This is a genomic window from Acidithiobacillus sp. 'AMD consortium' (assembly GCF_008926505.1).
GTDB lineage: Bacteria > Pseudomonadota > Gammaproteobacteria > Acidithiobacillales > Acidithiobacillaceae > Acidithiobacillus > Acidithiobacillus ferridurans.
In genome coordinates, this window is the sequence record NZ_CP044411.1 from 630,130 (window position 1) to 656,229 (window position 26,100).

The following is a 26,100-nucleotide window of genomic DNA, read 5'->3' on the forward strand; positions in this document are numbered from 1 at the left end:
GAAAAGCACATGGACATCGCCCTGGAACACGCCTTGCGGCGGGATTATCCGGCACTCTACAGCGACTGCCGGGAAAGTCACTTCTGGTGCGAAGACGGCTGGTATCCACTACTCCGCGCCCTGTCTCAGGCCGTAGAGACCTTCTGCCAGGAGAACGGCATAGGTATCCACGTCACCCAGGTCAAACAAAAATTCGGAACGCTGCGCTATTACTATGGCTACGACGCAAAACTGACGGACGCGCAGAAACATGGCCTGTTTCAGATCGTGGAGGATTATGGTGACCGCTCACGCCGGATCTGTGAGCACTGCGGTTTGCCGGGTACCTTGTTGGTCAGTGGCGCCTACTGGCATGTGGCCTGTCCGGAGCACGCCAACGGCGGACTGACGCCTGGTGCCTTTCAACAGTTGCAGGAAGCCAAATTCAAACAAAGGGGATTGCCACCGGAAGGACCCCTCGCCGCACGCAGGCTGCCCGCCGATCCCAAACAGGATGCGTTAACCTACCGGCGTTTCGTGGCTATCCGACTGGCCCACTATGCGGAAGAAATGGCTGAAGCGCGGATCTACTGTCATCGTGCCGACGGGAGTGCACCGGTTTTGCATTATCTCGCCGGCAGTATCGGTTCCGGGAAAACGCTCCTCTCCGCGCCTTTGCGCCGCCAGTTGGGCATTGCGGAAAGCGCATGGGTCGACGTGGATCGCTATCTGCCGTCGCTTCCGAAAGATCACGCACGCCTGGTCACGATGGCCCGTGAGGCCATCCGGCAATGGCTGCCAGACGAAGATGACGCAGATCGGGCCATGGGCCTGATCCCCGCCGCCAATGAACCCTTGCCAGAATTGCAGGTGGCCTATCTGCTCTCCAATGCGGACTGGCGGCGGGGTTTGGATGCCCGTCAAAATCTGCTGGTGGAGACCACGTTCTCCCTTGCGGGCCGATTCGATCAGGTACTTGAAAGCATTCGGGCAGGGGCTGTAGTGGATCTGGATTATGTGGGTGTTCATGATCTGGATACGCTGGTCCAGCGCGTGCAATCCCGTGCCCTGCGCAGTGATCGGGTAGATATTCCAGAGGCCCAGATTGAACGCAATCTGTTCAGCGGTTTTACCCACGCGGCGCTGGTCGCGCATCTTGCGCGGCGCCTGCGCGTGTACGATAACCGCGCCACGGTGGACCTGAACCTGCAGGCCGACTATCAGCCGCTCCTACTCTTGGAAATAGAGAAAGGCGTCATCCTCCGGCAAAGCACTGAGCCTCTGCCCTGGTGGGCGGAAATTCTGCGGGATGTGGCTCTGGGGGCAGACATGGGCGTGGATGTTGACGCCCTGTACCGTTGAAGATTTCAGGGAGGAGTATGCGCACCTTTTTTACCAGCGACAGCCATTTCGGGCACGATAATATCATCCGGCATTGTAAGCGCCCCTTCCAGGACGGCGCACAGATGGACCGTGCGTTGATGGATGCCTGGAACAGCGTTGTGAGCCCCGGTGATGTGGTCTACCACCTGGGGGACTTCTCCCTACGCCCGGCGGCGGTCATCAGTGACTTGCTCAAAAAGCTGCACGGCATCAAGCATCTGATCGTCGGCAATCATGATCGTGTTGATGGGGTAAATGGCTTCCGCCTGCAAGGCTGGGCCAGCATGCGGGAGATGGCCAAAATCAGTGTGGATGGTCAAAGCGTTTTTCTCTGCCACTACCCCATGCGGGAATGGCCCGGCATGTGGCAAGGTACGGTGCATTTGTATGGTCATGTGCATGGCAACCTGCAGCCGATGCCGGGATCCATGGAAGTGAGTGCCGATGTATGGGGCGGGAAGCCTGTGCAGATGACGGATATTTTGAACGCGGTGATGCCTTTTGATGCCGAATCCGAGAAGCAGCAGCGGCGATCTTTACGCTTACGGGACTGGGACTGAAGGGGGGTATTTCATGCGCATCGCCTATGCCTCCGATCTCCACCTGGAGTTCGACGACTCTTTGACGCTGACCGGGCTATCCACCGCCGACGTGCTGGTCCTGGCCGGCGACGTGGACACCATGCCGGAATATTACACGGAGATCTTGCGCAAGCTGCGCCTGGCCTACGCGGGGCCGGTCATCTTCGTGCTGGGTAACCACGAATATTACAACGGCGTATTCCCCGATGACCGGCAGAAGTACCGTGAGGCCATCGCCCACGACCGCCAAGCGCATCTGTTGGAAAATGAGGCGGTGGTGATCGGCGGCGTCCGTTTTCTGGGTGCTACCCTCTGGACAGACTTCGCCAGCGGGAAACAGATGCGCAACTGTCAGCACATGATGTCCGACTTCGAGGTGATTCATGATGGCGTGTCCGGCAGTATCACCCCGGAAGCCATCCTCAAGGTCCACCAGGAAAGCATCGCATGGCTGGATGACCAGTTCACCAACCATCCGCACGCCGGGCCAGATATAGTGGTGACGCATCACGCGCCCAGTTACAAAAGCCAGCATCCCCGATTCGCCGGGAGCCCCATATCGGGCGGCTTCTGCTCCAATCAGGAGCATCGCATTCAACGCTGGAAGCCCGATGTCTGGATTCATGGCCATGTGCATGATCCGATGGATTACCGCTTGGGCAAGACGCGGGTGCTCTGTAATCCGTGGGGGTATCCCAATGAAGGCCGGGCACGGGAATACCGGATCGTGGAAACGAATGCAACGAGCAAGGGAGATAGCTATGCACGATGTGATGATTGATATTGAGGCCCTCTCCACCCAACTGGGAGCGGTAGTGCTCACCATTGGTGCCGTCATTTTCGATCCAGAGTCTGACCAGATCGGGCAGAGCTTTGCCATCCGCCTGCCTGCCCAGGAGCAAATAGACCGGGGTGCGCTGGTAGATGTCGACACCATCCAATGGTGGATGGATCAGTCCCTGGAGGCAAGGCAGGCGGCTTTTCAAGGCCCTTGCGCGCACTCGGTAGCCCAGGGCCTCGGCAAATTTTCCCGCTTTCTCCAGCGTATCCCCGCAGAAAGATTGCGGCTTTGGTCCAATGGTCCATCCTTCGATTCCGCGCAACTGCAACTCCTGTACGCGCGGTTCCGGGAGCCTCTGGGACCCGGAAATGGATGGCCGGTACGTTACAACGCGGATCGGGATTGCCGCACCCTTTTTGAACTGGCCTATCCGCAAGGCGGCATTCCTGTGGAAGACGAGGGTGTGGCGCACAATGCGCTGGATGATGCCGTTGGGCAGGCCAGGGCGGTACAGGCGTGCATGCAAAAATTGCGTGACCATACTCACCCATGAATCAGCCCCCGTCGAGGGCGAATGGCTCACACATAACTCTCCTGTCTGTAGATCAACCGCGTTGTGCCAAAAATGCTACTGGTAACCCGACGCAAAGGGACAAAATGGTGTTGCCATCACCGGTTGCCTCTGCTTTTCCCCGTATCTTAAGCCATCACCAAAATGGGCGGCAGAAAACGTCGGCTGCCATATCAAACGACTTTGACGGCGCAGTGTCACTACTACTCTATGTTTCCATTAATAACCTTAACTGCACATGCCTGATAGGCACCAGTCCCTTTTATTATCATCTGGGCTTCATCGGCGTTTAGTCCTTTCTTTATTACCCCTGACCTTTCCAGATCCTTTATCCCCTGACATCGATCACTCTCCGACAGGCTACCCAAGATATTCGCGATATCTTGGCCTCCAAGGCCCTTCTTAATGTTACCGGAAATCAAAGACAGTGAATTCTCACGATAAGCACCACTGCCATTAATTATTGCGGCAGCTTCGCTCGCACTCAACTCTGTCTTTATGACGCCTGAGTTTTCCAGATCTTTTATCCCCTGCGATCGATCATTCTCTGACAGGCTACCCAAGATATTCGCGATATCTTTGCCTCCAAGGCCCTTCTTAATGTTACCGGAAATCAAAGACAGTGAATTCTCACGATAAGCACCACTGCCATTAATTATTGCAGCAGCTTCGCTCGCACTCAACTCTGTCTTTATGACGCCCGCATTTTCCAGATCTTTTATCCCCTGCGATCGATTATTCTCTGACAGGCTACCAAGTATCTTGGATATGCCCGTACCGCCTAACCCCTTTGCTATTTTGCTATCGATCAAGCGTAATGCATTTTCTCTGTAAGCTCCGGAACCGGAGAGCAACAAACTAGCGTCCTTGGCTGTTAGGCCAGTTGGAATCTTTTTCTTTAATGCTTTTATTTCATTTACACGAATATACTCAGAGGACCCGTTCAAAAGCACCAAGACATTATTAAGCTTTGCGGGATCGGCAGGGCTGGAAGGTGTTATTGATTGTTGATTGTGGTGAATGCCGAGCATTTGTGTAGGGCTGCTTGGTGCCTGCCTTGACGGTACCGTAGAGTTGCTTGTCACAACTTCTAGCTTCTGAAAAAAAACACTGATTTGATGACGTAAAGTGTATGTAAGGACTCCAACAGCAATTGTTATCAGCAATAGCATGGCTATTCTCTTGTGCTTCTTTTTTATTACAAACCACTTTTTTTTGTACTTCTTTTCGCTCACATCCATGGATATTATTTTGTCTGCGAGAATGTTGATATTGGCATCGAAATCTTTTAGAAGATCAAAAAATTGTCGATTGCTAAGTTGAAACTGAAACGCGCCCTCAGGTAGCACATCTTCTATTCTGGCCGGAATAATTGTTTTCTTGCTGGCAAGCGATAGTTCTTTGAGGATTTCAACAGATTTATTTGCTGATGAGGAAAACACCAAAAGAACAATGTCACTACTATTTATTGCCTTAACTATGCAGTCCTGATAATCTTCACCAGGGTTTATGTCTTTAGAGCTTATCCAGCAATCTATGCCTCTAGACCTTAGTCTAGAATAAATAGCTTCTGCTGTTCTCTTGTCTGCGCTAGAAAAAGAAATAAAAACTTTCACAATAAACTCCTTTGCTTTTGTCTCGTGGTTTTTTGTGTGTTAGATAAATCGCTGGCGGTTTGAAATTTGGTTCCTCGGCAGTGTCTCGGTTTTGCCGACCATGCGGCGGGCTGCCGTCAATACCGGCATCTCCCGCAGCACGGTTATGATCAGTGCTTCAAAGAGCAGGGTGAATTGCGAGCCTTCCCGTGTCCAAGGGACGGGTACCTGATGCATCCCGATCTCCGCGCACTTCACACGGGGTACGTGGGCGTGGAGATAGGCTTCATGCGGAAAGAATTCCATGCGTCGCCATGTCATGCTGTCATGTATTGCGCACTCCTCACCACAGGTGGGGCAAGCAAGGCGGCTTACCTCGGGAAAATTGATGTCCAGATCCATGCGTTTCTCCTCCACGGTGAACGTTACATGCTCTACTAACCACGGCGGAACCAATCCGAATTCCAGAGAAAAATAGGTCTTCTGGAGCCATCATTCACTTCCTGTTAGGGCACGACGGCTTTGCACCGCATTCTATCTCCTATCCGCTAGACCTGACGAGGAGGGGCCAATCATTTCGGAATCTTGGCGTCATGGTTTTTGTGAAGCAGCGCCCAATTGGCATTTTCATTCAGGGCTTCGATGCCTAATTCCCGGATGACCTGCTGCTGATCGGCCAAGGGGGCGTCTTTTATTCTTTGCCCAGCGGTTTCGAAAAGGTATTTGGCACGCTCATACTCACGGATATCGTCTTCATAAGCCGCGAATTCCAGATAGCCGGAGAGTAGACCGGCAATGGCAGGAAGTATGCCAATCAGCAAATCCATGCTCACAAGGGATATACTCTGTTCCGGAAAAACACAGCCTAGCCGAACCAAGAAGGCGATACAAGCCAGGAACACCCCTATCGCAAAAAATACCGCGCTTCCTTTGGATAACCGGTGAATAATTTCCGCGCGCCGGTCTATGCGATCTTTATAGAAGCCCTTTTGCCCTTTAATCCAGCCTTCGCGCAGAGATTCCATATCTTTGGCCTGCACGTCAGAGTGATAAGTCGGGCAGGCACCTTGTAATGCGTGCCGCACCCACCCCAGGCTTCGGCTGTAGCGGCGCAGGTAGTGCTGTGATACCTGGTCGGCCAAGCCGGCTTGAAACCACACCTGCTGCACCCGTAAACCCTCGGCCAACGCACGATAGTCCACTGCTTCGGCATTCTTGTGCCCGCGGCGCAAGAGCCACACCTGCCATCCAATCCCCCCCAGCAACAACAGATAGCCCAGCAAAAAAGGCCAGTGTGGAGATATCTCGATGTAGCATTCATGCGCTACCAATGCGCCTCCCGCCATCCAGAAAATGCGCTTGAAAAGAGTGCGTATATTTTGCATGTGAACTTTGGCCAGTGTGTCGGCGCACTCATGGCGTGACTTCAATCTGTCGTAGTTTTTATAGTAGTTTTGGTCGTGGTCACTACGGCGCTGTTGGTGACTGGCATGTCGTGCCGCCTTGCTCCAATTCGGATCTTTTTTCACCAGGGCATTGTACTCGTCCAGCTTCTGTAATGATTCGTGTATGCGATTTCCGATCCATTTTGGGGAAATATCCCCGGGCCCGGCAGGAACGTCGCGCCGACGCACGAAAACATGACAGACCGGTCCGGTGTCCGGGTTATCCAGCAGGCTGAAAGACACCAGTGATTTGACCCTGGAAACGTCTTCCACTGGTAGTTGCAGGTCGGCGGATCGTCCATGAACTTTATAGTTTACGATCTGCGCAGTGCCCCCTATGCCTTGCGCGGGCTTTCCGTCCCATAAGGCAAACAGTATATGGCATCTCAGCGCGAGATAAATGCCGGCCATGGCATATTGCAGATCACGATTCACCGTCGCCGCTGGCGAGGAGTCGTCCTTACGGATATTCTGTTCGTTTACGCCGGTAGCCCATGGCGCTTGAATAACCTGTTCGGCCTGGGCGCAAAGTGTACGGAATGCCGCCACGCTTTCCGGGAAATCCTTTTCATACTCCTTGGCCGCAAAGGGCAATATGATATACAGGGGAATGCCCGTATCCAAAGCTACTTGTGCGAACAGACGGTCGGCCCCTTCCGCCAAGGCGGAGAGCGCGACCAGGGGAGTGGATGGGTATTTCCCTGCGAGATCTGCGATCTCTTTTTTCAAGAGAAGGCGCGCCTGTTCCCTATCCTCGATATCGCGGTGTCCGGTGATTCCAAGTACCAGAGGCAAACGACCGTCAGATAAATCATCAAGATGTGTCATGGATATTTTCCGGACCATCCTGCAACGTTATTTTTAACAAAGTGCGATGCGGAGTGTTCTGAGTGCGTAAACGAAAGGATCCCTACCAGACACCCGTGCCACCTGTTCTTACCATCGGAGAGCATCTGCATTACAACGGGTATGAGGTCATGCCTCATCAAAGAATCCCCTAAGTGATAATACAGTCTGCCTATCAGATGGTCTGGTAGTGATCCTACCCAACCAATAAGTTGGGTAATCGTTGTCGTAGTCTACACCCAACCATTTCGGGAAATCTTTGAGCACCGGCATGATTGTGATATTGTCATCGTCTTTGGCAACACGAAGAAGTTTCCCCGACTCCTGAGAAAATCGGCTGCCAAAAGGAAATAGCTTATTGGGCTGACGACTCAAAAGGCGAATAAACTGTCTAAGCGATTCGGACACTTGAGTACGAAATTGTGCTGCATCGGCCAACTGCTCTTCCCGTCGCTTGACCTCTTCAGCGATTAGAGTCTTAGTTTCCTCCTTCGTGGCAAACAGCCACCGTCTGTTGATTTGCGCGTCAGAGACAAAATGTTTGAGTCGAAGAGTACGGTAACCACTGTATTTGAATCCATATATCAGCAACATCGTTCCGATAAACAAGGAAAAAAAAGCCATAGAGGTTGCTTGTTGCATGACCATCAGCAACAATGCCGCCAACATCAAAAAGATGCTGCCAAGTGTGACTGCAGTGCGTCTACGTTGTAACACCTCTGTAGCTTCCTGCAATAGCTTCAGCTTCAACTTCATCTGTTCCAATCGTTGACAATATTGGTCATACTGCGTTGGTTGGGGAATGACGTAATTTTCTGGGACAAACGTGCACAAATTCCGGTTATCCTGATTGGCAATGCCTGACTTGTTCAGTATGCGATAAATGCGCACTACGCTATTGCCGCTATATTGCCACTCTTTTGGGTCACCTCCGGGTTTCCACCGATAGACGAAGAGCGTGTCACCGTGCGTCACGATATCGCCCTCCTTCTTCTGCCATCGCACGATTTCAAGGCCGCGGATGTTTTCAGGCAGTCGAAATACATTATTAGCTATGTTATTGACTGAGGTTTCAAGTTGTCTATGAAGGGTTTCAGCTTTTCCGAAAAGTGCTGCAGCAAGACCGCGCTGATTGCGAAGAGATGTCCTCGCAGTTTCGACAATGGATTGCAGTGATTGACCGACGTCCACGGAAAGCGGCTGCCTGGGATTTGCCATCAGAGTCAGAAGTAAACGCTCATTGTCAATGATGGGCGATATTTTTTCAATGAGCAATACTTTGTATTGACGTATCATCTTATTGATATCATTCCGGACCGGATTGAAGAAAGGGTCACGCAATACGGTACGAAATTTTGCGGTGCTAATACGCAACACCGTTTTGAGATAATCAAGGGACTCCTGCTTTCTATCTGCGAGAAGAAGATTCCTCGCGTGCTCTATATAGGCCGAAACAAAAACCCGGTCACCCATGGTTTGCATGGCCCTCTGGCTGTAAGCCAGTGCAGTTTCTTTATCCTCAAGTTTACGGGAGGCTTCTGAAGCGATGATATATCCGTAAGCCGCGTGGTAAGACAGTTGCTGTGATTCCGCAATCCGCGAGGCCTGCAGAGCAAGCTCTTTAGCTTCAAAAAGTCGTTTCCGGCTTCCACGCTTTGCATAGAGTTCCGCCAAGTCGATGTTTATGTCCCAATTCAGCGGCTTGTATTCAAGCGCTCTTTGAAGATTCTGAGCCGCAATACGGTAATTGCCAAGCGACTTGGCTTTTGCAGCGTCCACAACCCACTCCGCAGCCATTGCAGAGAGCGTAGAATTTGTGTCTAGGTTCCACGATTCCAGCATGTTCGTAGGCTTGCCTAAAATCAGCTTACTCAGATATTCGATTTCGTTCTTTCCGCCGAAAGACGATTCATCCTCCTCAGCCTCCGCTACTTCCAGGATAGCTTCTTCTTCCCCCTGTTCTGCGTATATCTTACCCAATGATAGCTCATAAAGATTTTCCAAAAGCCTTTGAAAAATGTCTTTGGCTATCTCATCGGGAGTCTGGGTTGGCTGGTAGAATCCGATAGTCTGATTATCCTGAATATCTCTTTGCCATGCGGCAAGTCTTGTGTCATCAGAATAAGATATTTTGCCATCGGCGTAGCTGCGCCCTATACAAAATACCAACACATCGACGCCATTTTCGTCCTTGCACGCTTCTTCATATTCCAGATGGGTGTAGGATTGGTCATAACCTTTTGGAACGGAACCGTAGGTGTCGCCCAAAAGAAGAATCATAACATCAGATTCACGTACATAGCCCAGACTTCTGGTTATTGGACTATCCGCAGATACCTGTCGGTCATTAAGGTTAACAGCCTTAAGCGCAAAACCATGACTATTAAAACTAGTTATTTTATCGTGGACGGCATGGCGTATATCATCAAATTCATCAAATCGTGATGCTAAAAAAATCGTAAATTGATGCGCATCCAATAGCGTCTCCCGGTCAGCAACAATGCAATTCCATTTCATATTCGGTATGCGCGATTTCCTCCATGGCCGCGCCTTGAATCAGCATACCGCACAATTTGACCATTTGGTCCCAGTCGAGCGTTTCCATGCCCACCAACACCTCGTTCATGTACTCCGCTTGTTCAAAGAGATTGGAAAGCCGAACGGTTTTGCGCTTGCGGTCAATGAATTCGATGGTCGTAACCACCAGACACTTTGCCCGCCCTTGAGAGAACAAGTGTTCCCAACTCAACGCCTCAGACATGAAGCGGCGTAGTTGCGTCGACGTACCGTCCTTGGGCCAAGGATTCAGTGTCTTGCAGGACGCGAAAACCACATTGTCCGCATGGTACGCGGCTGCATCAATTTCAAAGCAGGAGGGAGGGTTGTTGTCTCCCCAATGAATGGGCAAGCTATAGTAACACTCATCAGCGCCAGCTTCCCGCAAACAGAGAAATATGTACTCTTCTAGCCATCCACCACGAAGATAACGGGTGATGTCGTTATCATTTGGGCTTTGATAGAGCCCCTTGCAGTAGTCGAGAACTTTCGCAGCGACCAGAAAGTCGCCGATTCGTCGGGCTTCTCCCGTCAAAGGATTGCTTGGCTTAGTGGTTCCGTAGAGATGATTGCGTAATGCATTGAATGGAAGATAATGAAACGCAATGAACTGCGTGAGGCGCTGTCGACTTATGGCTTTCTCAGCATTGCCGACGGGCTGGTCGACCCGGGCGAGACTCTGTTCGAGAATTTCTTCTAGGTTCATAAGAACCCTATGCGGCCTATGTTTCTATTTTCAATGGAGACTACCAGAGTGTGGTCTTAGGTTCAACTAATTTCTGCGCACCTCCGCTGTTTTTTATCGCCCGATTTACGAAAATGCCTTGGCTAAACCGACGGGGGCATTACCAGCCGTCGCAAGACCTTAACTGCTTTTTGCTCGATTGAATCAACACATGTCTCCGGACCATTTCATCCCCCCCCCGCCTACCCACTCGCATCTCCAACCGCACACCGCCGTCTTGCCGCGAGACGTGCTTTGATATTTCAATAGGATAACTGTCACGGATCGGCAATATGGAGCCAAAACGTAGTCGGCATAATTGCGTCACCCTGGGATCGGCGTAATAGCGCCACTTCCGGATCGGTATAAAGGAGCCCCCCACATAGTGCTTTAGTAGTAGGGTCTTGGACTTCCCGTGGATCGGTTACCCTCCCTGCTTTTGGGAGGTAAGCATGGGTAATAGGTTTGAGATATTTACGATGTACCCAATTTTGGTGCGTATGCGCTAGGGGGGCCGGGATCGAGTGATTGCCCGTTCCAGACCTCATGGGGCGCAAGAAACTGGGCGCACCACGTCATCAGGCAACGCTACACGGGCTGGCTGGACCCGAAGCAACCTTTACCCCGACGACGGCGACCTCGCTGTCCTTGCAGCATCACCGCCAGCAGGCTGCTCCTGCCCAGCGCATCCACGCTCACAGAACACGAGGAACAAATCACCAGGTGGGCTGCTGAGGGTATACAATGCACCATCATTCATGCTGCTCTGGTGCGCAATTTCGGTTATACGGAAGCTACTCTTCCGTCTTGGTGAAAGTCGCCCACATAAACTACCACCTTTAAGCGAGATGTGTCTGGACGGTCGCTCATGGTCGACATTACTCGTTCCCAAGGTGGACAGGAAGGACTGCTTCACTGCCTACCCGTCATTGGGTGATATCAATCATCGCTGGCGGGCATAAAATATTATTTTCGGGGTGCCGCATGCAAGGTTTATGCAGAATGCAACATTATTATCCCAGCAGCTCTGGCGGATATCCGCAACTCTTCGAAAAATCTTGGTTGAACAGCGCGCAACCATATTTAAACCTGCGCACCTGGCATGTCAGACCGTGGAGCTTATGGCTTAGGATCAGTATTCTTTGGCGTTAAAATTGCTTGAACGGATGCGCTGAATCCCCCACTTCGTTTGCCTTTTCCATAGACCTGATCCGTCATGGTTGAATGCCCCATGATCGCGGCAATATCCGCCAAACTGTACTCCCCATCATTAAGTAGTTTTGCATGAAATGTATGCCGCCCAGAAAGAAAATCTATCACCATTTTCCTGTCAGTGAAAACTGCATTGTTTGCTTTATGGAGCCAGCGCCTACACGTCCTGAGATATTGTTCATAACTGCCACCATTGGCCATGAATTCGCCCATCTCCTCCATATGCGCTGAAAGACTAATCTGATATGGACCGCCATCTGGAGGCCACGGGACGCCGCGGTACAGAACTATATCACCCTGAGTTTTGGCACATCTTACCCAAAGGTAAGGCGCGCCATCTGCGTCATAACGAGTTTCCACATGTTGCCATTCACTGGGCCGCAGTCCAGTGCCAATAGTGGCCAAAAACATAGCGAGCGTGCGAATCGGCCAACCAGCGTACCTTGCATCATGAAGGGTGGCCACCATTTTTTTTGACCTCCGTACGCCTTCTTCGCCTAGCCAATCTGCTATTTTCTTAATATCCTGTGGAGCAACCGTCTTTCTTCGGCGCCGAGTAGAAGCCTTGGCGGTCTTGGCTTTTTTAAAGTCTTGTTGAGCGCGCGAAATAATCAGCAGCCCCTCCTGATCATTACGATCTGTTAATGTCTGTTCTATCGCCAATCTGTACCCCCGATAGGTGGATGGACGCAAGCTCTTTTGGGCATCGTCTCCAATCATCCAGAGCGCAGCGCGATGTAGATCACCAAATCTGGTCTCGAGCATGTGCGCTTTTGCCCGGAGTGTCTGCACCGTGACAGGTTTGCGCTGATTGCCGTTATCTCCTTTTAACAATAAAGAATCTCTCACCCAACGCTGCATCGCCGCCTGATATTCTTTCGTGGTCGAGAACCCTTGAAGTTCTGGCATGGATAACACAACATCTTTATCTCTGGTTTCACGATTCATAAATATCTCCTTAATTATATCATTTCCTCATGGGCCTAGTACGATGTACTGAAACTTTTTTATGGGGGTTTCTATACACAGAACATTTTCCATCATTGACTCAAGATGTGGCCATAATCCGGTTATATTGAGGCCTTCCCGCGTCCGTTATCAGGCTAAATTGTGACTATCGGAGTAGCATGTCCTTCCGGCATAACCTAAATTGGCATGAATTTTGGGCATCTCCTGGTGGCCAAAGGGAAGCATGCCTTGTAGCCAGATCCCTCACCGGGCGGCGCCCCGTTCGCAGTGGCCAGACACCTTCCAAGGCTTTGTGAAGGCAATGGCTTGCCGGGCAGATAGCTCCGGCAATCCCGGCAGCAAACCCAGTCGGTACCCATATATTCACTGCTACTGCTCGCGCATTCCTGCCGAGGTATGGTTAACTCATCAGGTAATAAAGGTTTTTTCGTTGACTCAGGTTGATCCGTAGCAGTATCTGGTTGACCTCCACTCTCATTTTGGATGGATTGGGCGGAGGGGGTTGATGGCGACAATAATGCCATTAACGCTACCTTATGAGATTTTACTACCGACACTAAAACAGCAGGGATGCCCTTGACCTTGAGCCGCCCATCCTGCATGTATATGGAGCCACCGCAATTAACAATGTCCACGATTATCTGCGCTGCGTTCATGGCCGGATATCCTCAAAGTCGATGTCGTCGTCGTCAGAAAAAATATTTTCACGAACGCTAGATGGCACGCTACTAAATCTACTAAACCCCTCGGTTGACAGTTTTGTAGGTTTTGTAACGTCCTTTTCTGCGTTCATTCGGTAGATTTTTGGGTTTACCTCGAACCTCGGCGAGGGCCTGCCACCTTTGGCTCCAGACTCTTGGACATAACCACGAACCCAGCAGGTTGACTCCAGAAACTCCAGCGCCGCACTGATCGTCTTGGGTGATCCTAGCCCTCCCCAGTTTTTGCGCTGCACATCAGGAACGGTGAACGGGTCAGGCAATTTTCGTTGCAGCAGAGCATCACTCAGGCGTTGCGCGGCTCTCACCTCGGGGTGCATCCATAGGTGATAAACGCGGCGGGCATGTGCGCCGAGAAAATCTGCCCAAGCGATTGCTCGGAGCATCGGATCCTCACGAATCGCGCCTATCATCCCACCTGCGTTTGCGCGTTCGGCCATGTCCAGAATCAGAGCCAGCCCCGCCACCATCTTCTCGTACTTTCCGAAGTGCTCCTGCAATACGGCAGGGCAGGTTGGCATGATCTCCGTTTGCAGCTTGGTGTTCCATGCAATGAAGGCTTGGGCGGCTGCGGGAGACAGCTTGAATGAAGGGATACGCCGGAATTGATCGGCAGGTTCAGCACCCCATGACGCGATAAAATCGTCATCGTCCAGCTTTTCAAAAACCCGGTAGACTGCGTCCCTCAAGCCTTTGTCTGGCAGCGTATCCCGCCATTCGAATTCCAGCGGATCAGGCCATACCATCAGCTGAAAGCGGGCAAGTAGCCCATCATTGCCCACATCTTTGGATGCGCTGTCCAGATACTTTTCCAGACGCTCGGGTTGGATGCCTCCCAGCACTGATAACGCAAGATTGGGGACATACAATGATCCACGCCCGATACGATCTATTTCGTGGCCGTCTGTGCCGTTCCAGGCCTCAAGATAAAAGGCGCGATCTGATTCATGGCCAGATTTGTCAAAGGACGTCAAAAGGCCGGCCAGTTCGTCCCGTTCGGTCAATAGCCCTTGGGGATTGTCCACCAGCAGGTCGCCCAGCTTCTCAATGGTGGCGTCATTGGTTGTGTATCGCTTCAGGGTAGGCGGCTTTGGCTTGGCATCCTTGAGTGCTGCGATACGGGCCTTTGCAGACTCGATGCTTTCATCGTCGGCCTTGTCTGCGGCTTTTTGTAGGGCTTTTTTTGCGGAAGCCATCATTACTTCGTGCTGCTCCAATTCCTCCTGATAAACTTCCATTTCCTTGGTATGTTTCTCTCGCGCCTTCGCTGCAAGGTGCTTCAGCGGCTTTATGCCATCAGCCATGCTTGGGCTTTTCTTCTTGCTCGGTGGTGCGATGATTGCCCCCCAGAGATTCGGAATCACAATCCAGTCGTCCAGCAGCTTGGGACGGACTCCACATCGCGCTCCAATCAATGCGCCAAGACTTACCAGCAGACTGCCAGCGACGAACTCAGGTGGGGCAACTTTGCGATGCGCGGCATCCATGACATATCCGGCCAACGGCGCGGGCAGCAGCGCCTCCACGTTCATCTGTGGAACTGGCGGCAGGTCTGAACCGATGCGCTCAGGGGTAGGCCATTGAGTGTCAGCGGCGGCGGTTTCTGCAATATCGTCCCATCGCGTTCTCATTGGACACCTCCAACGGCGCGTAAAGCGGCGTCGATGCGTTGCTCTGCCTGCGCCAGCCGATTCAAACTCTCGGGGTCGATCTTGTCACCTCTATTGATGGCGGCGACAATCAGACGGGCAACCGTGGCTTCATGGGATATACCTTGGAGCGCTTCCCGATAATCAAACGGACGGCGCATGGGGCCTGTGCAGTGGTTGCTGAGGCTGCGCCTATCGTCGGGGAATAAATCGACCAGACCGAGTCCAAGAGCATCGACGATTTCTGCGACCTCGCACCCCGTCCAGCATTTCAGCAGTACTTTGCCGTCTTCGGCCTCGCGAATACTCAGGCTTGGCCTCCGGTCATCATGCGCTGGGCATAGTGCTTGCCACTTATCTGCTCCGGTTCTTTTTACTTTATGCAGGCGTGACAACACGTTGGAGATAGGGGATTTCATTTACGCACCCCCTTTTTCGTCAGTCCAAGCTGGACCGCGATCCTTGGTCTGCCGATTCTTTTCGGTTTTTGGGCGGGTATGGCGCGGTGGTTAAGAAACCACGTAATGATATCTTGCCCAAGGTATAGTGGGGCACGGGATGTAGGCAAATAGACTGCTGGTGGTAGAAGGTTCGGACTGTTTGATGCAATGTTTTGAATAGTTTTCTTTGACTTTCCGACCAGATCTGCGAGATCGGATTGGGTGTTGATCGGCTTGATGGCCGTTACTGTGTAACCACCGTCTTCATTGCCGCCACCATCACTATCATTACCTGAACTGGTTGGTTTCTTGGCTCCGCCATTCGAGTGGCTGGATGTCCTGCCTTTTGCTCGTGTGTTTGCGGCCTTAAGGCTGGGGCCAATAGCGCCGACCTGCGAAAGTCGGACGGGAATAATTCGGCGGTGAGTATTAACAATTCGTTGACGGATTTTTTTGACGCACCCGCTCGTCGCTGTGATTGTCTGAATGCCGGTATCCGCAGTCGCCACACGCAGCTTTCCGCCGAAAAAAAGCCCCACCTCATCCATTGCAACGAGCAGGCTTGAAAGCAGAAATGCCGCAACTGCAATCAAGGCAAGACAATGAATCCACAGGGGTACATAAATGCCGTCAGTGACTGCGATACAAACGGCCAACGCAGGGATGTAAGCGATGTAGCTGCTCACTATGAATTTACTCATAGCTGCCGTAATGATATTTGGGTTTTTCATGATGCCTTCCTTTGTGAGGGTGACTGGTCAATGAATGCTCCAAGGTGTGCCTGCTGCCCGGCGAGGCAGCATTTCACCCATGCCAAGGAAGACGTCAGGGGACCAGCCCGACGGTTCGATCACCATGAAAAGTAGCCGAACTAGCACACCTTGGAGCACTCATGCATTGGTGTAGCACACAGCTCTCTCCGGCAAAAGCGAAGGAGAGAGAGCCTGAGGCTGTTTATATTGTGATTATCACGGAATTTAGGACTTCTGAATGCGGGACAATTGCGGGACAGTGAAGGCGGGAAATGATGGGAATGTCAGGGAGCAGAAATTATTATAACTATCTGTATATTATAATGTAATACTTGTAACTTATTGATCTGAAAGTGACGTTATACGGATTTGTAATCAGTGGGTCGGGGGTTCGATTCCTCTCGCCAGCACCAAATAAACAAGGACTTACAAAAATAAGTGTAAGTCCTTTTTCTTTCTGGTAGACACATAGTAGACGTATGGCGTCAAGCTCTGTGCTGGGTCCTGCTAGGTAGTGCGGCCATAACTCTAAAAAGTGCTGTGCATCGTCTTCGCTGAGCCAGGGTGCTAGGTGCTCCTCAAAGAGGTGGTAATTTTCTCCTTCCTTATGAAGAAAACTAGGCTCATTGTGCAAATAAAATCATCGTGATGAATATTTTGCGGGTGGAAGCTCTCCGTCTGGATTCCAAAGCTCACAAAATGTCTGCTCACACCAGTTGACTAGCTGATACAAACCGTTCCCCGGCTGATATACAATGGCATAAGGAGCTGCGTGTTTCGCGGAAAAGAGGTAACTGCCACTCCCCCGAATTGATGGATACTCATAGCCATAAAGCAACTTATCTTCCAAGTCCTTTGTGTTGAACTGAATAGATAATATTGACTCCACATGATTTCTCTTTGCTATGTTTTGCATGGCTTCATAACTCATTTCAAAACCTCCTGCATACGTTTTCCAGTTCCTTGAGTTCTAGCCACTTCTGCATGTTGGGGACTTGCCCCTGCTTCATCCAGCCATGAGCCGGGAAGAATGGCTGCAATGGCGCAATCGCGGTATTGGCAGCAGTGATGCCCCGGTAGCAGTAGGAGCATCCCGTTACAAGTCGCCCCTGGAATTGTGGCTGGAAAAAACCGGCAGAAAGGAGCCGGAAGATTTATCCAGTAAAGACGCTGTGTTCTGGGGCACGACACTGGAGCCCATTGTGGCCCAGGTCTATGCCGAGAGAACCGGCAGCAAGGTCCGGCGGGTCAATGCAGTCCTGCAGCACCCCGAACGTCCCTACCTGCTCGCCAATCTGGATCGGATTGTGGAGGGCTGCGGAATACTGGAAATCAAAACCGCTGGGCTCCGCAGCCAAGGGCAGTGGGATGAAGGTGTACCGCTGGCCTATCAGATTCAAGTGCTGCATCAACTGGCCGTTACCGGAAAAAGCTGGGCGGATGTCGCCGTACTAATCGGCGGTCAGGAATTCCGGATCTACCGTATAGAGCGGGATGAAGCCCGTATTACGCAATTGCTGGAACTGGAAAAAGTCTTCTGGCAGCACGTTGAAAGGCAAACACCCCCAGAGGCAGATGGTTCTGATTCCAGTCACCGTGCCTTATCTCTCCTGTATCCCCAGAACAGCACCACGCTGGTGGATTACAGCGAAAAGCCAGAAATGAATGCCCTCTTCAAAGCACTCATGGAAGCCAGACAACGCAGCAAACTGGCAGAGCAACAGGAATCCCTGCTGGAACAGCGCGCCAAGGAAGCCATCGGTGATGCCGAAGGTGCCCTCTTCAGCATGGGCAAAGCCCTCTGGAAATGCAGTAAACCCAGCCGAACTCTGGACACCAAAAAACTGGCCCAGGAACAGGCTGATCTCATTGCGCCCTACTGGACCGAAAAACCCGGCACACGGCGCTTCACCGTACAATCAGGAGAACCAACATGATTAAAGGATTAGCCATCACCCCTCCGGTCATTGGCCGGATCGCCATTGGCAAAGTCGTTGAGAAAAACGGCAAGCGTCTCCCTGAAAAGGATGATGCTTTTACCATCACCACGCAGGTGCAGCAGAAGGGCGAGTGGATACTCCACCCGCTCCACAACACGCTGCTGGCACAGCAGGAAGGTGGAAAGCTGCGCAGTATTCCGGTCAATCTGCTCTTCAATGACCCAGACCTGAATCTCAGGGCAGAGTACAGCTTGTTTGACCGCAAAACCGGACGGCCTCTCTGTGTGGGCAATGGTGAAGTCGCCCGCAGGAGTACACAAGACGGATTTAAAAGCATCGGCTGTCCCGGCCCCCAGAATTGTGTGCTGGGCGCGGAATTGGGCTGCAAACCTTATGGGCGATTGAATGTGCAGATTGAGGGGCAAGAAGATGATCTCGGCAGCTTTATGTTCCGGACCACGGGATACAATTCCATCCGGACACTGGCGGCACGGTTGCAGTATCTCAACGCCATCAGTGGCGGCAGAGCACGGTATTTGCCACTCTCTCTCAAACTCCGTGCAAAAAGCACCACCCAATCCCATCGAGCCCCTGTTTACTACGTGGACATCGTTATCCGGGATGGCATAGACTCACAGCAGGTACTGATACAAGCCAAGGAACGAGCGGATCAGTCCATGGAAGCCATGGATGCTCTGGAAGCTGCGGCCAAACAGGGGTTCAGTAATGGGGCCTTTGAAGAAACAGAAGATGAAGGCATTGAGGTAGTGGAAGAATTCTTTCCGATGCAACAGGAAGATCAGCAGGTGGAAGATTTGCCTGCAATGACAGCAATGGAGACGCGGCGCGTAGGTTGACTGTATCCCTGGGCTACATGCTCAGGGGTATTTTTTGCTGATTGCAGATTTTAAATGGCATAACGTGTTTAACGGGGAAAGGATTTGAGGTCAATGACTGGTAAAGATAGTTGACATAGTGGTTCTGAAAGACATAACCTCCGACAAAGCAGGGCGCGCTCAAGGATGAAGTAATGGGATGAACGTCCCCTTCCCCAAGCCGCGGTCCGATGCCACGATGGGGCCCATTGAACAAGGAGGTTCATCCCATTACTTCGAAATTGAAGCCGCCCATTTACATGGAAGAAATTAAAATTATCATTGCCGGGCCAGTTGGTGCCGGTAAGACCACCGCAATGCGTACCGTGTTTGGGAACAATTTGCTCGCTGGCGAGGCGAAATACACGGCGGCGGAAGTCGATGATGTCAAAGGCTACACTACCGTATCAATGGATTATGGCACACTCAATGACATGCACAGTTGTTCAGAGAGACCTGTAAAATTGCATGTTTATAGTATTCCAGGGCAAGAAAGATTCAAATTCATGTGGGAAATATTATCCAAAAATGCCCATGGCCTGATTCTCTTGGTGGCGGCTGGAGAGCGGAATATCTTCTCGGTTATAAGTAATTACCTATCGGTTGTATGGCCCTATATGCATAATGAAAAAGCAGTGTTGGTCGCACTGAACAAAATACCTGAAAATTTCTTTGAAAATATAAATATACCTGAATACTTGTATTATAATGGTACGGCTTTACGATTTGTCAAAACCAATGTCACAGATAAAAGTGAAGTGCTCCTATTATTCCGATATATTGTAGAAATGATGGATATATAAACCATGTTAAATGATGCTGGCAGGAATGTAAATATGAGTGTCGCGTCATATCATCGGGCGCCGTGGATACTTTGATGAGTGAAGAAGCGGATACCATTTGTAGGGTGCTCGCATGGGGAGATGTTGACGTCAATGAGCTGTTAGCCGTGTGTGGGCTTATGATTCAGAACCTTTCTTTGGTCAAGTATAGTGTCGCCTTGGCGGAATTAAAAAAAATAGATAGAATTGTTTTGGATGAAAAACGGAATGTTTGGCATCTTTCGACCACGAAGGTTCAAGAAGCGATAGGGGAAGTGATCATGACAACAAATTGGGAGAATCCAGTGAATCAAGAAGAAACGTCTTTACTTCAAATAACAGAAAGCTCTCTAAATCCCTCTAGGGAGGCAGGGAGAAATAACATCGAGAAATTGTCTGATGTTGCTAATGGTTTGTCCTTATGGATGCATGAAGTCAAAGAATGGCATGTGCGCGGAGAGGAGCTTTTGCGGGGGATGCAGGACACCCTCAATCGCTTGCAGGAGCGCGAGAAAATTCTGCGAGAGGCTCTTCAAACTCTTAAAGATCAGGTTTAAATTGGCAGTTTTCCGAAAAACTTCCGGTGGGCATTTAGGCTCTTCGTCAGATCGGGTGGGAAGGGCGTATAATGCTGTGGAGCAGTTGAGTCCCGAATAGAAGTTAGCTGATGGTCTCGAACGAGTTGTTTTCTCTCGCGTTAGGGTTGGTACTGCCGTGGTTGGTGGGCGATGTGACCTTCCAAGTGTTGGAGAAGCGCCTGATTCTGCACATCAACTTCCCCAAGGGCAGTCGCATTGCTTGCCCCCATCTGTGGTGGGCGCTGTGGTGGGTGTGCCACCAGGGTGCCATACTCTTAAAAGCATGGTTGGAAAACGCTAAGGCCAGCGGCCTGCCGCCTATCATCAAGGTCGCCTACACTATCATGAACCATTGGGATGATGTGCTCCGCTGGTTTGAAAGCCAGATCAATAACGGCATTCTTGAAGGCTTCAATATAGCCTCATCCAATCCGCCAAAGTGAAAGCTCGGGGGTTACCGCACGCACAAAAATTTTATCAACATGGCTTACCTCATCCTGGGTAGGCTGGATCTCGGGCTGCCCACGTAAAATGTCGAGGAACCCACTCAACGCTACAGTCCAATCATTCGCGCCTCAACGCCAAGCCCCTTTAACTTTTCCAATATGGTATGCGAATCCATACAACTCGGATCGTATGCCACCTTGTAGTGGTGGCCATGATGCTCATGATGCTCCCCACCTTGATGTGCACTCAGCACACATTCCATAGCCGCCAAAGTCTCCTCAATAAGAAGCAATTCATCATGTTCTAATTTGCGAATGCTACTGAATATCATATCACTAACTTGATTGCTATTATTCATGACGCACCCCCATCGTTAATGGCTGGAATATGCTATATCATTCACATATCCCACGCTTTCAGTATAGCCTTCCTTTTTACCATTTCAAGCGCCGGAAGGCTTGGCTGTTCTGCTGGACGGAACTGGGTGCCAAACAGGTCGGCATCGTGCAGAGCCTGTGACCACTTGCCGCTTCCACGACATCCATCCCTATGACTACCTGGGGGACAAGGCATTGATATTTTTTCGGCTCTTCGCCGGATCGGGTGGGTAAGGGGTAGAGGGCCCGGGCCGAAAGACATCACCTGGTCGGCGGCGGACGCGGTTGCCAACCTCCATCAACGGGGCGGCTTCGCCTGCACCTTCCATGCGGATAGCGCAGAGAGATCAATGATGCCGCTGTACACCTCTGGCGCTGCCCGCCTGGCCCATTTGCGTGCCCGATACGCCGCCGATGCGGCCCTGCTTGTCTCCTTCGCGTCAGGGGGCTTCCGAGGTCTGCCGCCAACCCCCTTGCCTTGCTTGGTTTTCATAGCCTCGCCTTCCTGCCGCTGAAACCCATTATATGTATGACGATGACATAAACTAACCCGCCAAACTCGCCCCACGTCAACCCCGGACTCTGCCGGCTGCAAGAGGCAATGTGCGCATAGAGCAACAAGGTCGGCGGCACAGGCCTTCAGCGTCCGTCGGCGGTGGCGCAGGCACATCAACCTCATCAACATGGCCTACCTGATCCTGGGCAAGCTGGATGTCAGGCTATCCACCTGAAATGATGAGGAACCGCGTTTTAACATCATGCTCTGGTGATAGGTTGGCTGCAGCCGAGAAAAAACAGCGCCCAAGGGAGGGGTTCTCCCTCTGAATAGAAGCGCATCATAAGCCTATTACACTGGCAGAAAGTGAACCGCCCCGGGTTTCGTGGAGGCCATTTGGTTTAAGTGCAGGCCGTTAATTCGGTCTGTTCGGCGAGTTGCCGATAGTAGTTTGCCTCAGCTTCTGCCGGAGGGATATAGCCGATAGGTTCGAGCAGCCTGACATGGTTGAAACCACGCCACCCATTCGAGGGTCGCCAGTTCCACCGCTTCCCGCGTCCTCCACGGGCCGCGCCGGTGAATCAGTTCCGCCTTGTACAGCCCATTGATCGTCTCGGCCAGGGCATTGTCATAGCTGTCGCCCTTGCTGCCCACGGAGGGTTCAACACCCGCTTCGGCGAGACGCTCGCTGTAGCGGATGCTGACATATTGCGAGCCCCGGTCTGAGTGATGCACGAGGCTGCCATCGCATTCGGACTGACGGGCGTAGAGCGCCTGCTCCAGCGCGTCCAGCACGAAGTCCGTCGTCATGCTTCGACTCACTCGCCAGCCGTAAACGTTCAGCCAACCCACCCTTGCGGGTTGGCGCCAATCAGGCTAATGCAGATTTTTTCCAGTTCCACGGCAAGAGTTCGTGGAGTTTTTTGTTGGGCCAGGTCGGGAGCTTTTCGAGCACGTCACAGAGGTACGCGAAGGGCTCGATGCCGTTGAGTTTGCACGTTTCGATGATGCTGTAGAAGGACGCGGCACGCTCGCCACCGGCATCATTTCCAACAAATAAAAAATTCTTGCGACCAATGGCCACGCCCCGCAGCGCTCGCTCCACCGGATTATTATCGATGCTGAGTTGTCCTTCTTCGAGGTAGAGCGTCAGTGCTTTCCAACGGTTGAGGGCATAGCCGATGGCTTTAGCGATGCCACTTTTCGGCGCCACCTGCATCTGGGTTTCCGTGAGCCAGGCATGGAAGGCTTCCAGCAGGGGACCGGCACGCTGCTGCCGGGCGGCGACTTTCTGATCTGGTAGAGATTCCTTGATCTCCGCTTCGATGGCGTAGAGTTTGACGATCCAGGCCAGGGCCTTCTGGGCTACCGGACTGGGACCCCGCTGTTCCACGTCATAGAAGTGGCGGCGGACATGCGCCCAGCATCCCGCTTCGATGATCTGTTCCTTGCGGTAGAGGGCATCATACCCCCCATAGTCATCGGTCTGGAGGATGCCTTGCCAGTCACCCAGAAAGTGCTGCGCGTGGATCCCCTTACGGTCCGGGGCATAATCAAAGACCACGACGGGATGCGGGGCATCCGCCTGGCTGCGATACACCCAGAGATAGGCTTTGTCCGTCTTGCCGCTGCCGGGGTTGAGGACCGGCAAGGGCGTCTCGTCGGCGTGCAGAATCTTTCCTTCCAGCAAGGCCCTTTTGCAGGCTTCGGCGAGCAGGCTGATCCAGTATTCGCCCTGACCCAGCCAGCTGCAGAGGGTGGCGCGAGAGATCGGTACGCCCGCTCGCTGGTACTGGGTTTCCTGCCGGTACAAAGGCAGGTGATCCACGTGTTTCGCCGTCATCACATGGGCCACCAGGCGCGCCGTGGGCAAGCCCTTGTCAATCACCTGTGCCGGTAATGCCGGACTTTCGAGGGTACCGCAGGGGCGGCAGGCCAGTTTGGGGCGGATATGGCGAATGACCTGGAAGCGTCCGGGGATATAATCCAGTTTTTCGCTGATCTCTTCCCCGACCGTTTCGAGTGGACCCCCACATTGCGCGCAAGTGCAAGTCTTGGGATCGTGACGTACTTCTACCCGGGGCAGATGGGCGGGGATCGCCATGCGGCCGGGGTGCCGGCGTACGGGACGGGCGGGGACCGCTACGGTCTGCGCGTCGGCGGCTGCTCCCTCTGCACGGCCAGCGGTCACGGCCGCACTGTCTTCCAGAACGGTTTCGAGGAGGCTTTCCATCGCCGCGATTTCGGTATCCAGCGCTTCTTCCCAAAGACTGATCTGGTCGGGAGAGAGCTTTTCCGAACGGCGTCCGAATCGCCAGCGCTGCAGTTTGGCGATGGTGCTTTCCAGGCGGGCGATGGTTTCATCGCGCAGGGCAATGGCCGCTTGCTGTTGGGCGATGATCCGGGTGCGTTCCGCTTCCTGTTCCTCCTGCTGTTGCAGCAGGCTCAGCACCAGATCGCGCAGGGCGTCCGGGCTGGTGGGAAGAGGCGTTTGCGGCGCTGAAATCATCAGAAAATAGTATCGGAACTGGGCTATTTATACAAGAAATTCCCGCTAGTTACAGCAGTGTTGGTGTGCATTTTTCCAGGCTCGGTAACGGCGTCCACGGGCGCCCCTCTACCAGCATCGCCCACTGCGCAGCGGAGAGTTCTATGGCACCGGCATCGGCGCGGGGCCAATGGAGTCGTCCCTGATCCAGACGGCGATACACCAGCCAGAAGCCCAGTCCATCCCACAGTAACAATTTCAGACGATCCCCTCGGCGGTTGCGAAAGACAAAAGCATGACCGCAAAAAGGATCGGCAGCCAATACCCCCTGTACCTTGGCCGCCAGGCCATCAAAGCCTAACCGCATATCTACGGGCGCTGCCGCGAGCCAGATCCGGCTGCTCGAATTTAGCCACATGGTCTTTCCAGAATCTGCACCAAGGTCTGGAGCCAGCTGGTATCTACCGGCGCCGCAAGCTTCAGGCTACGACCGGATAACAGGTGAATTTCCACCGGTGAAACAGGCGTCCTGACCGGCGCGGCCAGAGTTACCGGCAAAAACCCTTCGGGCACGGCGGACAGCAACGGCGTTTGTACAGAATCGGCAAAGCGTTTGCGCCAGTAATGCAGCGTGGCTACGGCGATCCCCGCCTGCGCACAATAATTCTTGACCGACTGTCCGCTCGCCTGAAATCCCTCTACCTGCTGCCGCCAATAAGCGACTTTCTCTTCTTTCTTCATCACCATCCCTCCGCGCTGAATGCAGATCAGGATCGGTCAGGTCAGGAAATTTGGGAAGGTGGGTTGCTTAGACGCTTACCGCCAGCCAACGATGCGCCGGGCGAACACGTCGATCACGAAGGCCACATACAGCCAGCCCTGCCAGGTCGAAACATAGGTGAAATCCGAAACCCAGAGCTGGTTCGGCCGATCCGCCTTGAACTGGCGGTTCACCCGATCCAGCGGGCACGGTTGTTTGGAGTCGGGTACCGTCGTGCGCACGCTTTTACCCCGCACCGCGCCGCGCAATCCCAGGCGGTTCATCAGGCGCTCGACGGTGCAGCGCGCGACCTCGGTGCCTTCGCGCTTCATCTGCCGCCAGACCTTGTCCGCGCCGTAGACCTGAAGATTGGCCTGCCAGACGCGTTCGATCTTGGGTATCAATACATCGTCGCGTTGCGCACGCGCACAACGCAGCGCGGGATTGCGCTGGCGTGTGGCATGAAGCCGGTAGCCCGACGGGGCGATCTGCAAGACACGGCAGATCGGCTCGACCCCAAAAACATCACGATGCGTATCGACAAAGGTGTTCATGACTTCAGACGGCGGTCGAGCTCCGCCTGGGCAAAAAACGCACTTGCCAGCTTCAGGATTTCGTTGGCACGGCGCAATTCCTTGACCTCACGCTCCAGCGCCTTGATACGTTCACACTCTTCGCTGGTGACGCCGTCGCGCAATCCGGTATCGACTTCATGCCGTTTAACCCATTCATGCAAGGTATGGGGCGAACAGCCGATCTTAGGAGCAATAGACTCCACCGCCGCCCAGGGCGAAGAATACTCGCCGCGGTGTTCCTGCACCATGCGCACCGCGCGTTCGCGAACTTCAGGGGAATATTTGGGTGTTTTAGCTTTGTTCATCATGGCTCCATTCTCTTGGAAAAAGGAGCCTCCTCAAAATCCGGGGCGGTTCAGTTTGAGATGTTTACGATTCGCCAAATCCTGGTGCGGATGCGCCAAGGGGGTGATAGGGACAGGGAGATCGCCCGTTCCGGACTCATGGGGCGCAAGAAGTTAGGCGTCTTACGTCATCAAGCAGCACTGCACGACTGGCTGGACCGTGGCTGATGTTTTTGCCGGAAGGTCAGGTGCGAGTG

21 protein-coding genes, 4 pseudogenes and 1 other annotated feature are annotated in these 26,100 nt (G+C 52.7%); of the genes and pseudogenes, 9 read left to right on the plus strand and 16 right to left on the minus strand.

All coding sequences use genetic code 11. The features are described from left to right. The first annotated feature begins 9 nt into the window (after nt 1–9). The 4 genes from F6A13_RS03385 to F6A13_RS03400 are packed head-to-tail and all read left to right on the plus strand — an operon-like array spanning nt 10 to nt 3,277. Nucleotides 10–1,341: a hypothetical protein gene (locus F6A13_RS03385; RefSeq protein ID WP_151528052.1), complete on the plus strand. Its 1,332-nt coding sequence runs from the start codon at nt 10–12 to the stop codon at nt 1,339–1,341. Nucleotides 1,342–1,358: 17 nt separating this feature from the next. Then, nucleotides 1,359–1,922 (plus strand): metallophosphoesterase family protein, encoded by a 564-nt coding sequence (locus tag F6A13_RS03390; RefSeq protein ID WP_151528053.1) that lies wholly within the window; start codon nt 1,359–1,361, stop codon nt 1,920–1,922. Nucleotides 1,923–1,935: 13 nt separating this feature from the next. Further along, nucleotides 1,936–2,724, plus strand: a complete 789-nt coding sequence (locus tag F6A13_RS15550; RefSeq protein WP_225981939.1) for a metallophosphoesterase — start codon at nt 1,936–1,938, stop codon at nt 2,722–2,724. After that, entirely contained in the window at nt 2,705–3,277 is a 573-nt protein-coding gene (locus F6A13_RS03400; protein WP_192796479.1) for a 3'-5' exonuclease, read from the plus strand. The genes F6A13_RS15550 and F6A13_RS03400 overlap by 20 nt, the downstream gene beginning before the upstream one ends. A gap of 221 nt (nt 3,278–3,498) precedes the next feature. Here F6A13_RS03400 and F6A13_RS03405 read toward each other — a convergent pair whose 3' ends face one another. The 10 genes and pseudogenes from F6A13_RS03405 to F6A13_RS03450 form a co-directional block, all read right to left on the minus strand. Beyond that, complete coding sequence (locus tag F6A13_RS03405; RefSeq protein WP_192796480.1) at nt 3,499–4,911, minus strand: toll/interleukin-1 receptor domain-containing protein; 1,413 nt, start codon at nt 4,909–4,911, stop codon at nt 3,499–3,501. A gap of 78 nt (nt 4,912–4,989) precedes the next feature. Next, nucleotides 4,990–5,383: pseudogene (locus F6A13_RS03410) on the minus strand (helix-turn-helix domain-containing protein); the annotation flags it as partial. Nucleotides 5,384–5,462: 79 nt separating this feature from the next. After that, the gene (locus tag F6A13_RS03415) at nt 5,463–7,163 is read right to left on the minus strand and encodes a hypothetical protein (RefSeq protein ID WP_151528056.1); all 1,701 of its coding nucleotides are present in this window, start codon (nt 7,161–7,163) and stop codon (nt 5,463–5,465) included. Nucleotides 7,164–7,310: 147 nt separating this feature from the next. Further along, on the minus strand, nt 7,311–9,659 hold the full coding sequence (locus F6A13_RS03420; RefSeq protein ID WP_192796481.1) for a DUF4062 domain-containing protein: 2,349 nt from the start codon (nt 9,657–9,659) through the stop codon (nt 7,311–7,313). Between the two features lie 13 nt (nt 9,660–9,672). Beyond that, nucleotides 9,673–10,443: a Card1-like endonuclease domain-containing protein gene (locus tag F6A13_RS03425; RefSeq protein ID WP_151528058.1), complete on the minus strand. Its 771-nt coding sequence runs from the start codon at nt 10,441–10,443 to the stop codon at nt 9,673–9,675. A gap of 1,137 nt (nt 10,444–11,580) precedes the next feature. Beyond that, nucleotides 11,581–12,621: a site-specific integrase gene (locus F6A13_RS03430; RefSeq protein ID WP_151528059.1), complete on the minus strand. Its 1,041-nt coding sequence runs from the start codon at nt 12,619–12,621 to the stop codon at nt 11,581–11,583. Between the two features lie 673 nt (nt 12,622–13,294). Then, complete coding sequence (locus tag F6A13_RS03435) at nt 13,295–14,992, minus strand: YfjI family protein (protein WP_151528060.1); 1,698 nt, start codon at nt 14,990–14,992, stop codon at nt 13,295–13,297. Then, the gene (locus F6A13_RS03440) at nt 14,989–15,429 is read right to left on the minus strand and encodes a CHC2 zinc finger domain-containing protein (protein WP_151528061.1); all 441 of its coding nucleotides are present in this window, start codon (nt 15,427–15,429) and stop codon (nt 14,989–14,991) included. The genes F6A13_RS03435 and F6A13_RS03440 overlap by 4 nt, the downstream gene beginning before the upstream one ends. Next, entirely contained in the window at nt 15,426–16,181 is a 756-nt protein-coding gene (locus F6A13_RS03445; RefSeq protein ID WP_151528062.1) for a hypothetical protein, read from the minus strand. The genes F6A13_RS03440 and F6A13_RS03445 overlap by 4 nt, the downstream gene beginning before the upstream one ends. A gap of 661 nt (nt 16,182–16,842) precedes the next feature. Further along, nucleotides 16,843–17,133, minus strand: a complete 291-nt coding sequence (locus tag F6A13_RS03450; protein ID WP_126604982.1) for a hypothetical protein — start codon at nt 17,131–17,133, stop codon at nt 16,843–16,845. A gap of 64 nt (nt 17,134–17,197) precedes the next feature. Between F6A13_RS03450 and F6A13_RS03455 the strand changes: the two genes are divergently transcribed. From F6A13_RS03455 to F6A13_RS03475, 5 genes and pseudogenes are all read left to right on the plus strand, one after another. Next, nucleotides 17,198–18,139 (plus strand): YqaJ viral recombinase family protein, encoded by a 942-nt coding sequence (locus tag F6A13_RS03455; protein WP_225981940.1) that lies wholly within the window; start codon nt 17,198–17,200, stop codon nt 18,137–18,139. Further along, entirely contained in the window at nt 18,136–18,999 is an 864-nt protein-coding gene (locus F6A13_RS03460) for a hypothetical protein (RefSeq protein WP_126604984.1), read from the plus strand. Before F6A13_RS03455 ends, F6A13_RS03460 begins: the two co-directional genes overlap by 4 nt. Nucleotides 19,000–19,277: 278 nt before the next feature. After that, nucleotides 19,278–19,820, plus strand: a complete 543-nt coding sequence (locus tag F6A13_RS03465; RefSeq protein ID WP_172959360.1) for a GTP-binding protein — start codon at nt 19,278–19,280, stop codon at nt 19,818–19,820. A 74-nt stretch (nt 19,821–19,894) separates the two neighbouring features. Continuing rightward, nucleotides 19,895–20,395: a hypothetical protein gene (locus tag F6A13_RS03470; protein ID WP_113525858.1), complete on the plus strand. Its 501-nt coding sequence runs from the start codon at nt 19,895–19,897 to the stop codon at nt 20,393–20,395. Between the two features lie 278 nt (nt 20,396–20,673). Next, a pseudogene (locus F6A13_RS03475) lies at nt 20,674–20,946 on the plus strand (transposase); the annotation flags it as partial. Between the two features lie 23 nt (nt 20,947–20,969). Here the strand turns inward: F6A13_RS03475 and F6A13_RS03480 are convergent. The 6 genes and pseudogenes from F6A13_RS03480 to F6A13_RS03505 form a co-directional block, all read right to left on the minus strand. Beyond that, on the minus strand, nt 20,970–21,221 hold the full coding sequence (locus F6A13_RS03480) for a hypothetical protein (RefSeq protein WP_151528063.1): 252 nt from the start codon (nt 21,219–21,221) through the stop codon (nt 20,970–20,972). A 916-nt stretch (nt 21,222–22,137) separates the two neighbouring features. Next, nucleotides 22,138–22,573 (minus strand): annotated as a pseudogene (locus F6A13_RS03485) (DDE-type integrase/transposase/recombinase); the annotation flags it as partial. Between the two features lie 34 nt (nt 22,574–22,607). Further along, the gene (locus F6A13_RS03490; protein ID WP_126604988.1) at nt 22,608–24,245 is read right to left on the minus strand and encodes an IS66-like element ISAfe4 family transposase; all 1,638 of its coding nucleotides are present in this window, start codon (nt 24,243–24,245) and stop codon (nt 22,608–22,610) included. Nucleotides 24,246–24,294: 49 nt separating this feature from the next. Further along, nucleotides 24,295–24,642: an IS66 family insertion sequence element accessory protein TnpB gene (tnpB, locus tag F6A13_RS03495; protein WP_012536650.1), complete on the minus strand. Its 348-nt coding sequence runs from the start codon at nt 24,640–24,642 to the stop codon at nt 24,295–24,297. Next, nucleotides 24,633–24,965, minus strand: coding sequence for an IS66 family insertion sequence element accessory protein TnpA (tnpA, locus tag F6A13_RS03500; protein WP_012536651.1), 333 nt, complete (start codon nt 24,963–24,965; stop codon nt 24,633–24,635). Before tnpA ends, tnpB begins: the two co-directional genes overlap by 10 nt. Before the next feature lie 78 nt (nt 24,966–25,043). Continuing rightward, a pseudogene (locus tag F6A13_RS03505) lies at nt 25,044–25,864 on the minus strand (IS3-like element ISAfe7 family transposase); the annotation flags it as partial. Beyond that, nucleotides 25,464–25,580 (minus strand) — a sequence feature (AL1L pseudoknot). It overlaps the preceding pseudogene by 117 nt. Nucleotides 25,865–26,100 lie beyond the last annotated feature (236 nt).

What these genes read in the sequence shown, in the direction of transcription:
- F6A13_RS03440 (WP_151528061.1), bottom strand. Translation starts at nt 15,429, where the DNA reads ATGAAATCCCCTATCTCCAACGTGTTGTCACGCCTGCATAAAGTAAAA.
- F6A13_RS03465 (WP_172959360.1), top strand. Translation starts at nt 19,278, where the DNA reads ATGGAAGAAATTAAAATTATCATTGCCGGGCCAGTTGGTGCCGGTAAG.
- F6A13_RS03400 (WP_192796479.1), top strand. Translation starts at nt 2,705, where the DNA reads ATGCACGATGTGATGATTGATATTGAGGCCCTCTCCACCCAACTGGGA.
- F6A13_RS03445 (WP_151528062.1), bottom strand. Translation starts at nt 16,181, where the DNA reads ATGAAAAACCCAAATATCATTACGGCAGCTATGAGTAAATTCATAGTG.
- F6A13_RS15550 (WP_225981939.1), top strand. Translation starts at nt 1,936, where the DNA reads ATGCGCATCGCCTATGCCTCCGATCTCCACCTGGAGTTCGACGACTCT.
- F6A13_RS03430 (WP_151528059.1), bottom strand. Translation starts at nt 12,621, where the DNA reads ATGAATCGTGAAACCAGAGATAAAGATGTTGTGTTATCCATGCCAGAA.
- F6A13_RS03425 (WP_151528058.1), bottom strand. Translation starts at nt 10,443, where the DNA reads ATGAACCTAGAAGAAATTCTCGAACAGAGTCTCGCCCGGGTCGACCAG.
- F6A13_RS03450 (WP_126604982.1), bottom strand. Translation starts at nt 17,133, where the DNA reads ATGAGTTATGAAGCCATGCAAAACATAGCAAAGAGAAATCATGTGGAG.
- F6A13_RS03480 (WP_151528063.1), bottom strand. Translation starts at nt 21,221, where the DNA reads ATGAATAATAGCAATCAAGTTAGTGATATGATATTCAGTAGCATTCGC.
- F6A13_RS03390 (WP_151528053.1), top strand. Translation starts at nt 1,359, where the DNA reads ATGCGCACCTTTTTTACCAGCGACAGCCATTTCGGGCACGATAATATC.
- F6A13_RS03490 (WP_126604988.1), bottom strand. Translation starts at nt 24,245, where the DNA reads ATGATTTCAGCGCCGCAAACGCCTCTTCCCACCAGCCCGGACGCCCTG.
- F6A13_RS03435 (WP_151528060.1), bottom strand. Translation starts at nt 14,992, where the DNA reads ATGAGAACGCGATGGGACGATATTGCAGAAACCGCCGCCGCTGACACT.
- F6A13_RS03415 (WP_151528056.1), bottom strand. Translation starts at nt 7,163, where the DNA reads ATGACACATCTTGATGATTTATCTGACGGTCGTTTGCCTCTGGTACTT.
- tnpB (WP_012536650.1), bottom strand. Translation starts at nt 24,642, where the DNA reads ATGTGGCTAAATTCGAGCAGCCGGATCTGGCTCGCGGCAGCGCCCGTA.
- F6A13_RS03470 (WP_113525858.1), top strand. Translation starts at nt 19,895, where the DNA reads ATGAGTGAAGAAGCGGATACCATTTGTAGGGTGCTCGCATGGGGAGAT.
- F6A13_RS03460 (WP_126604984.1), top strand. Translation starts at nt 18,136, where the DNA reads ATGATTAAAGGATTAGCCATCACCCCTCCGGTCATTGGCCGGATCGCC.
- tnpA (WP_012536651.1), bottom strand. Translation starts at nt 24,965, where the DNA reads ATGAAGAAAGAAGAGAAAGTCGCTTATTGGCGGCAGCAGGTAGAGGGA.
- F6A13_RS03385 (WP_151528052.1), top strand. Translation starts at nt 10, where the DNA reads ATGGACATCGCCCTGGAACACGCCTTGCGGCGGGATTATCCGGCACTC.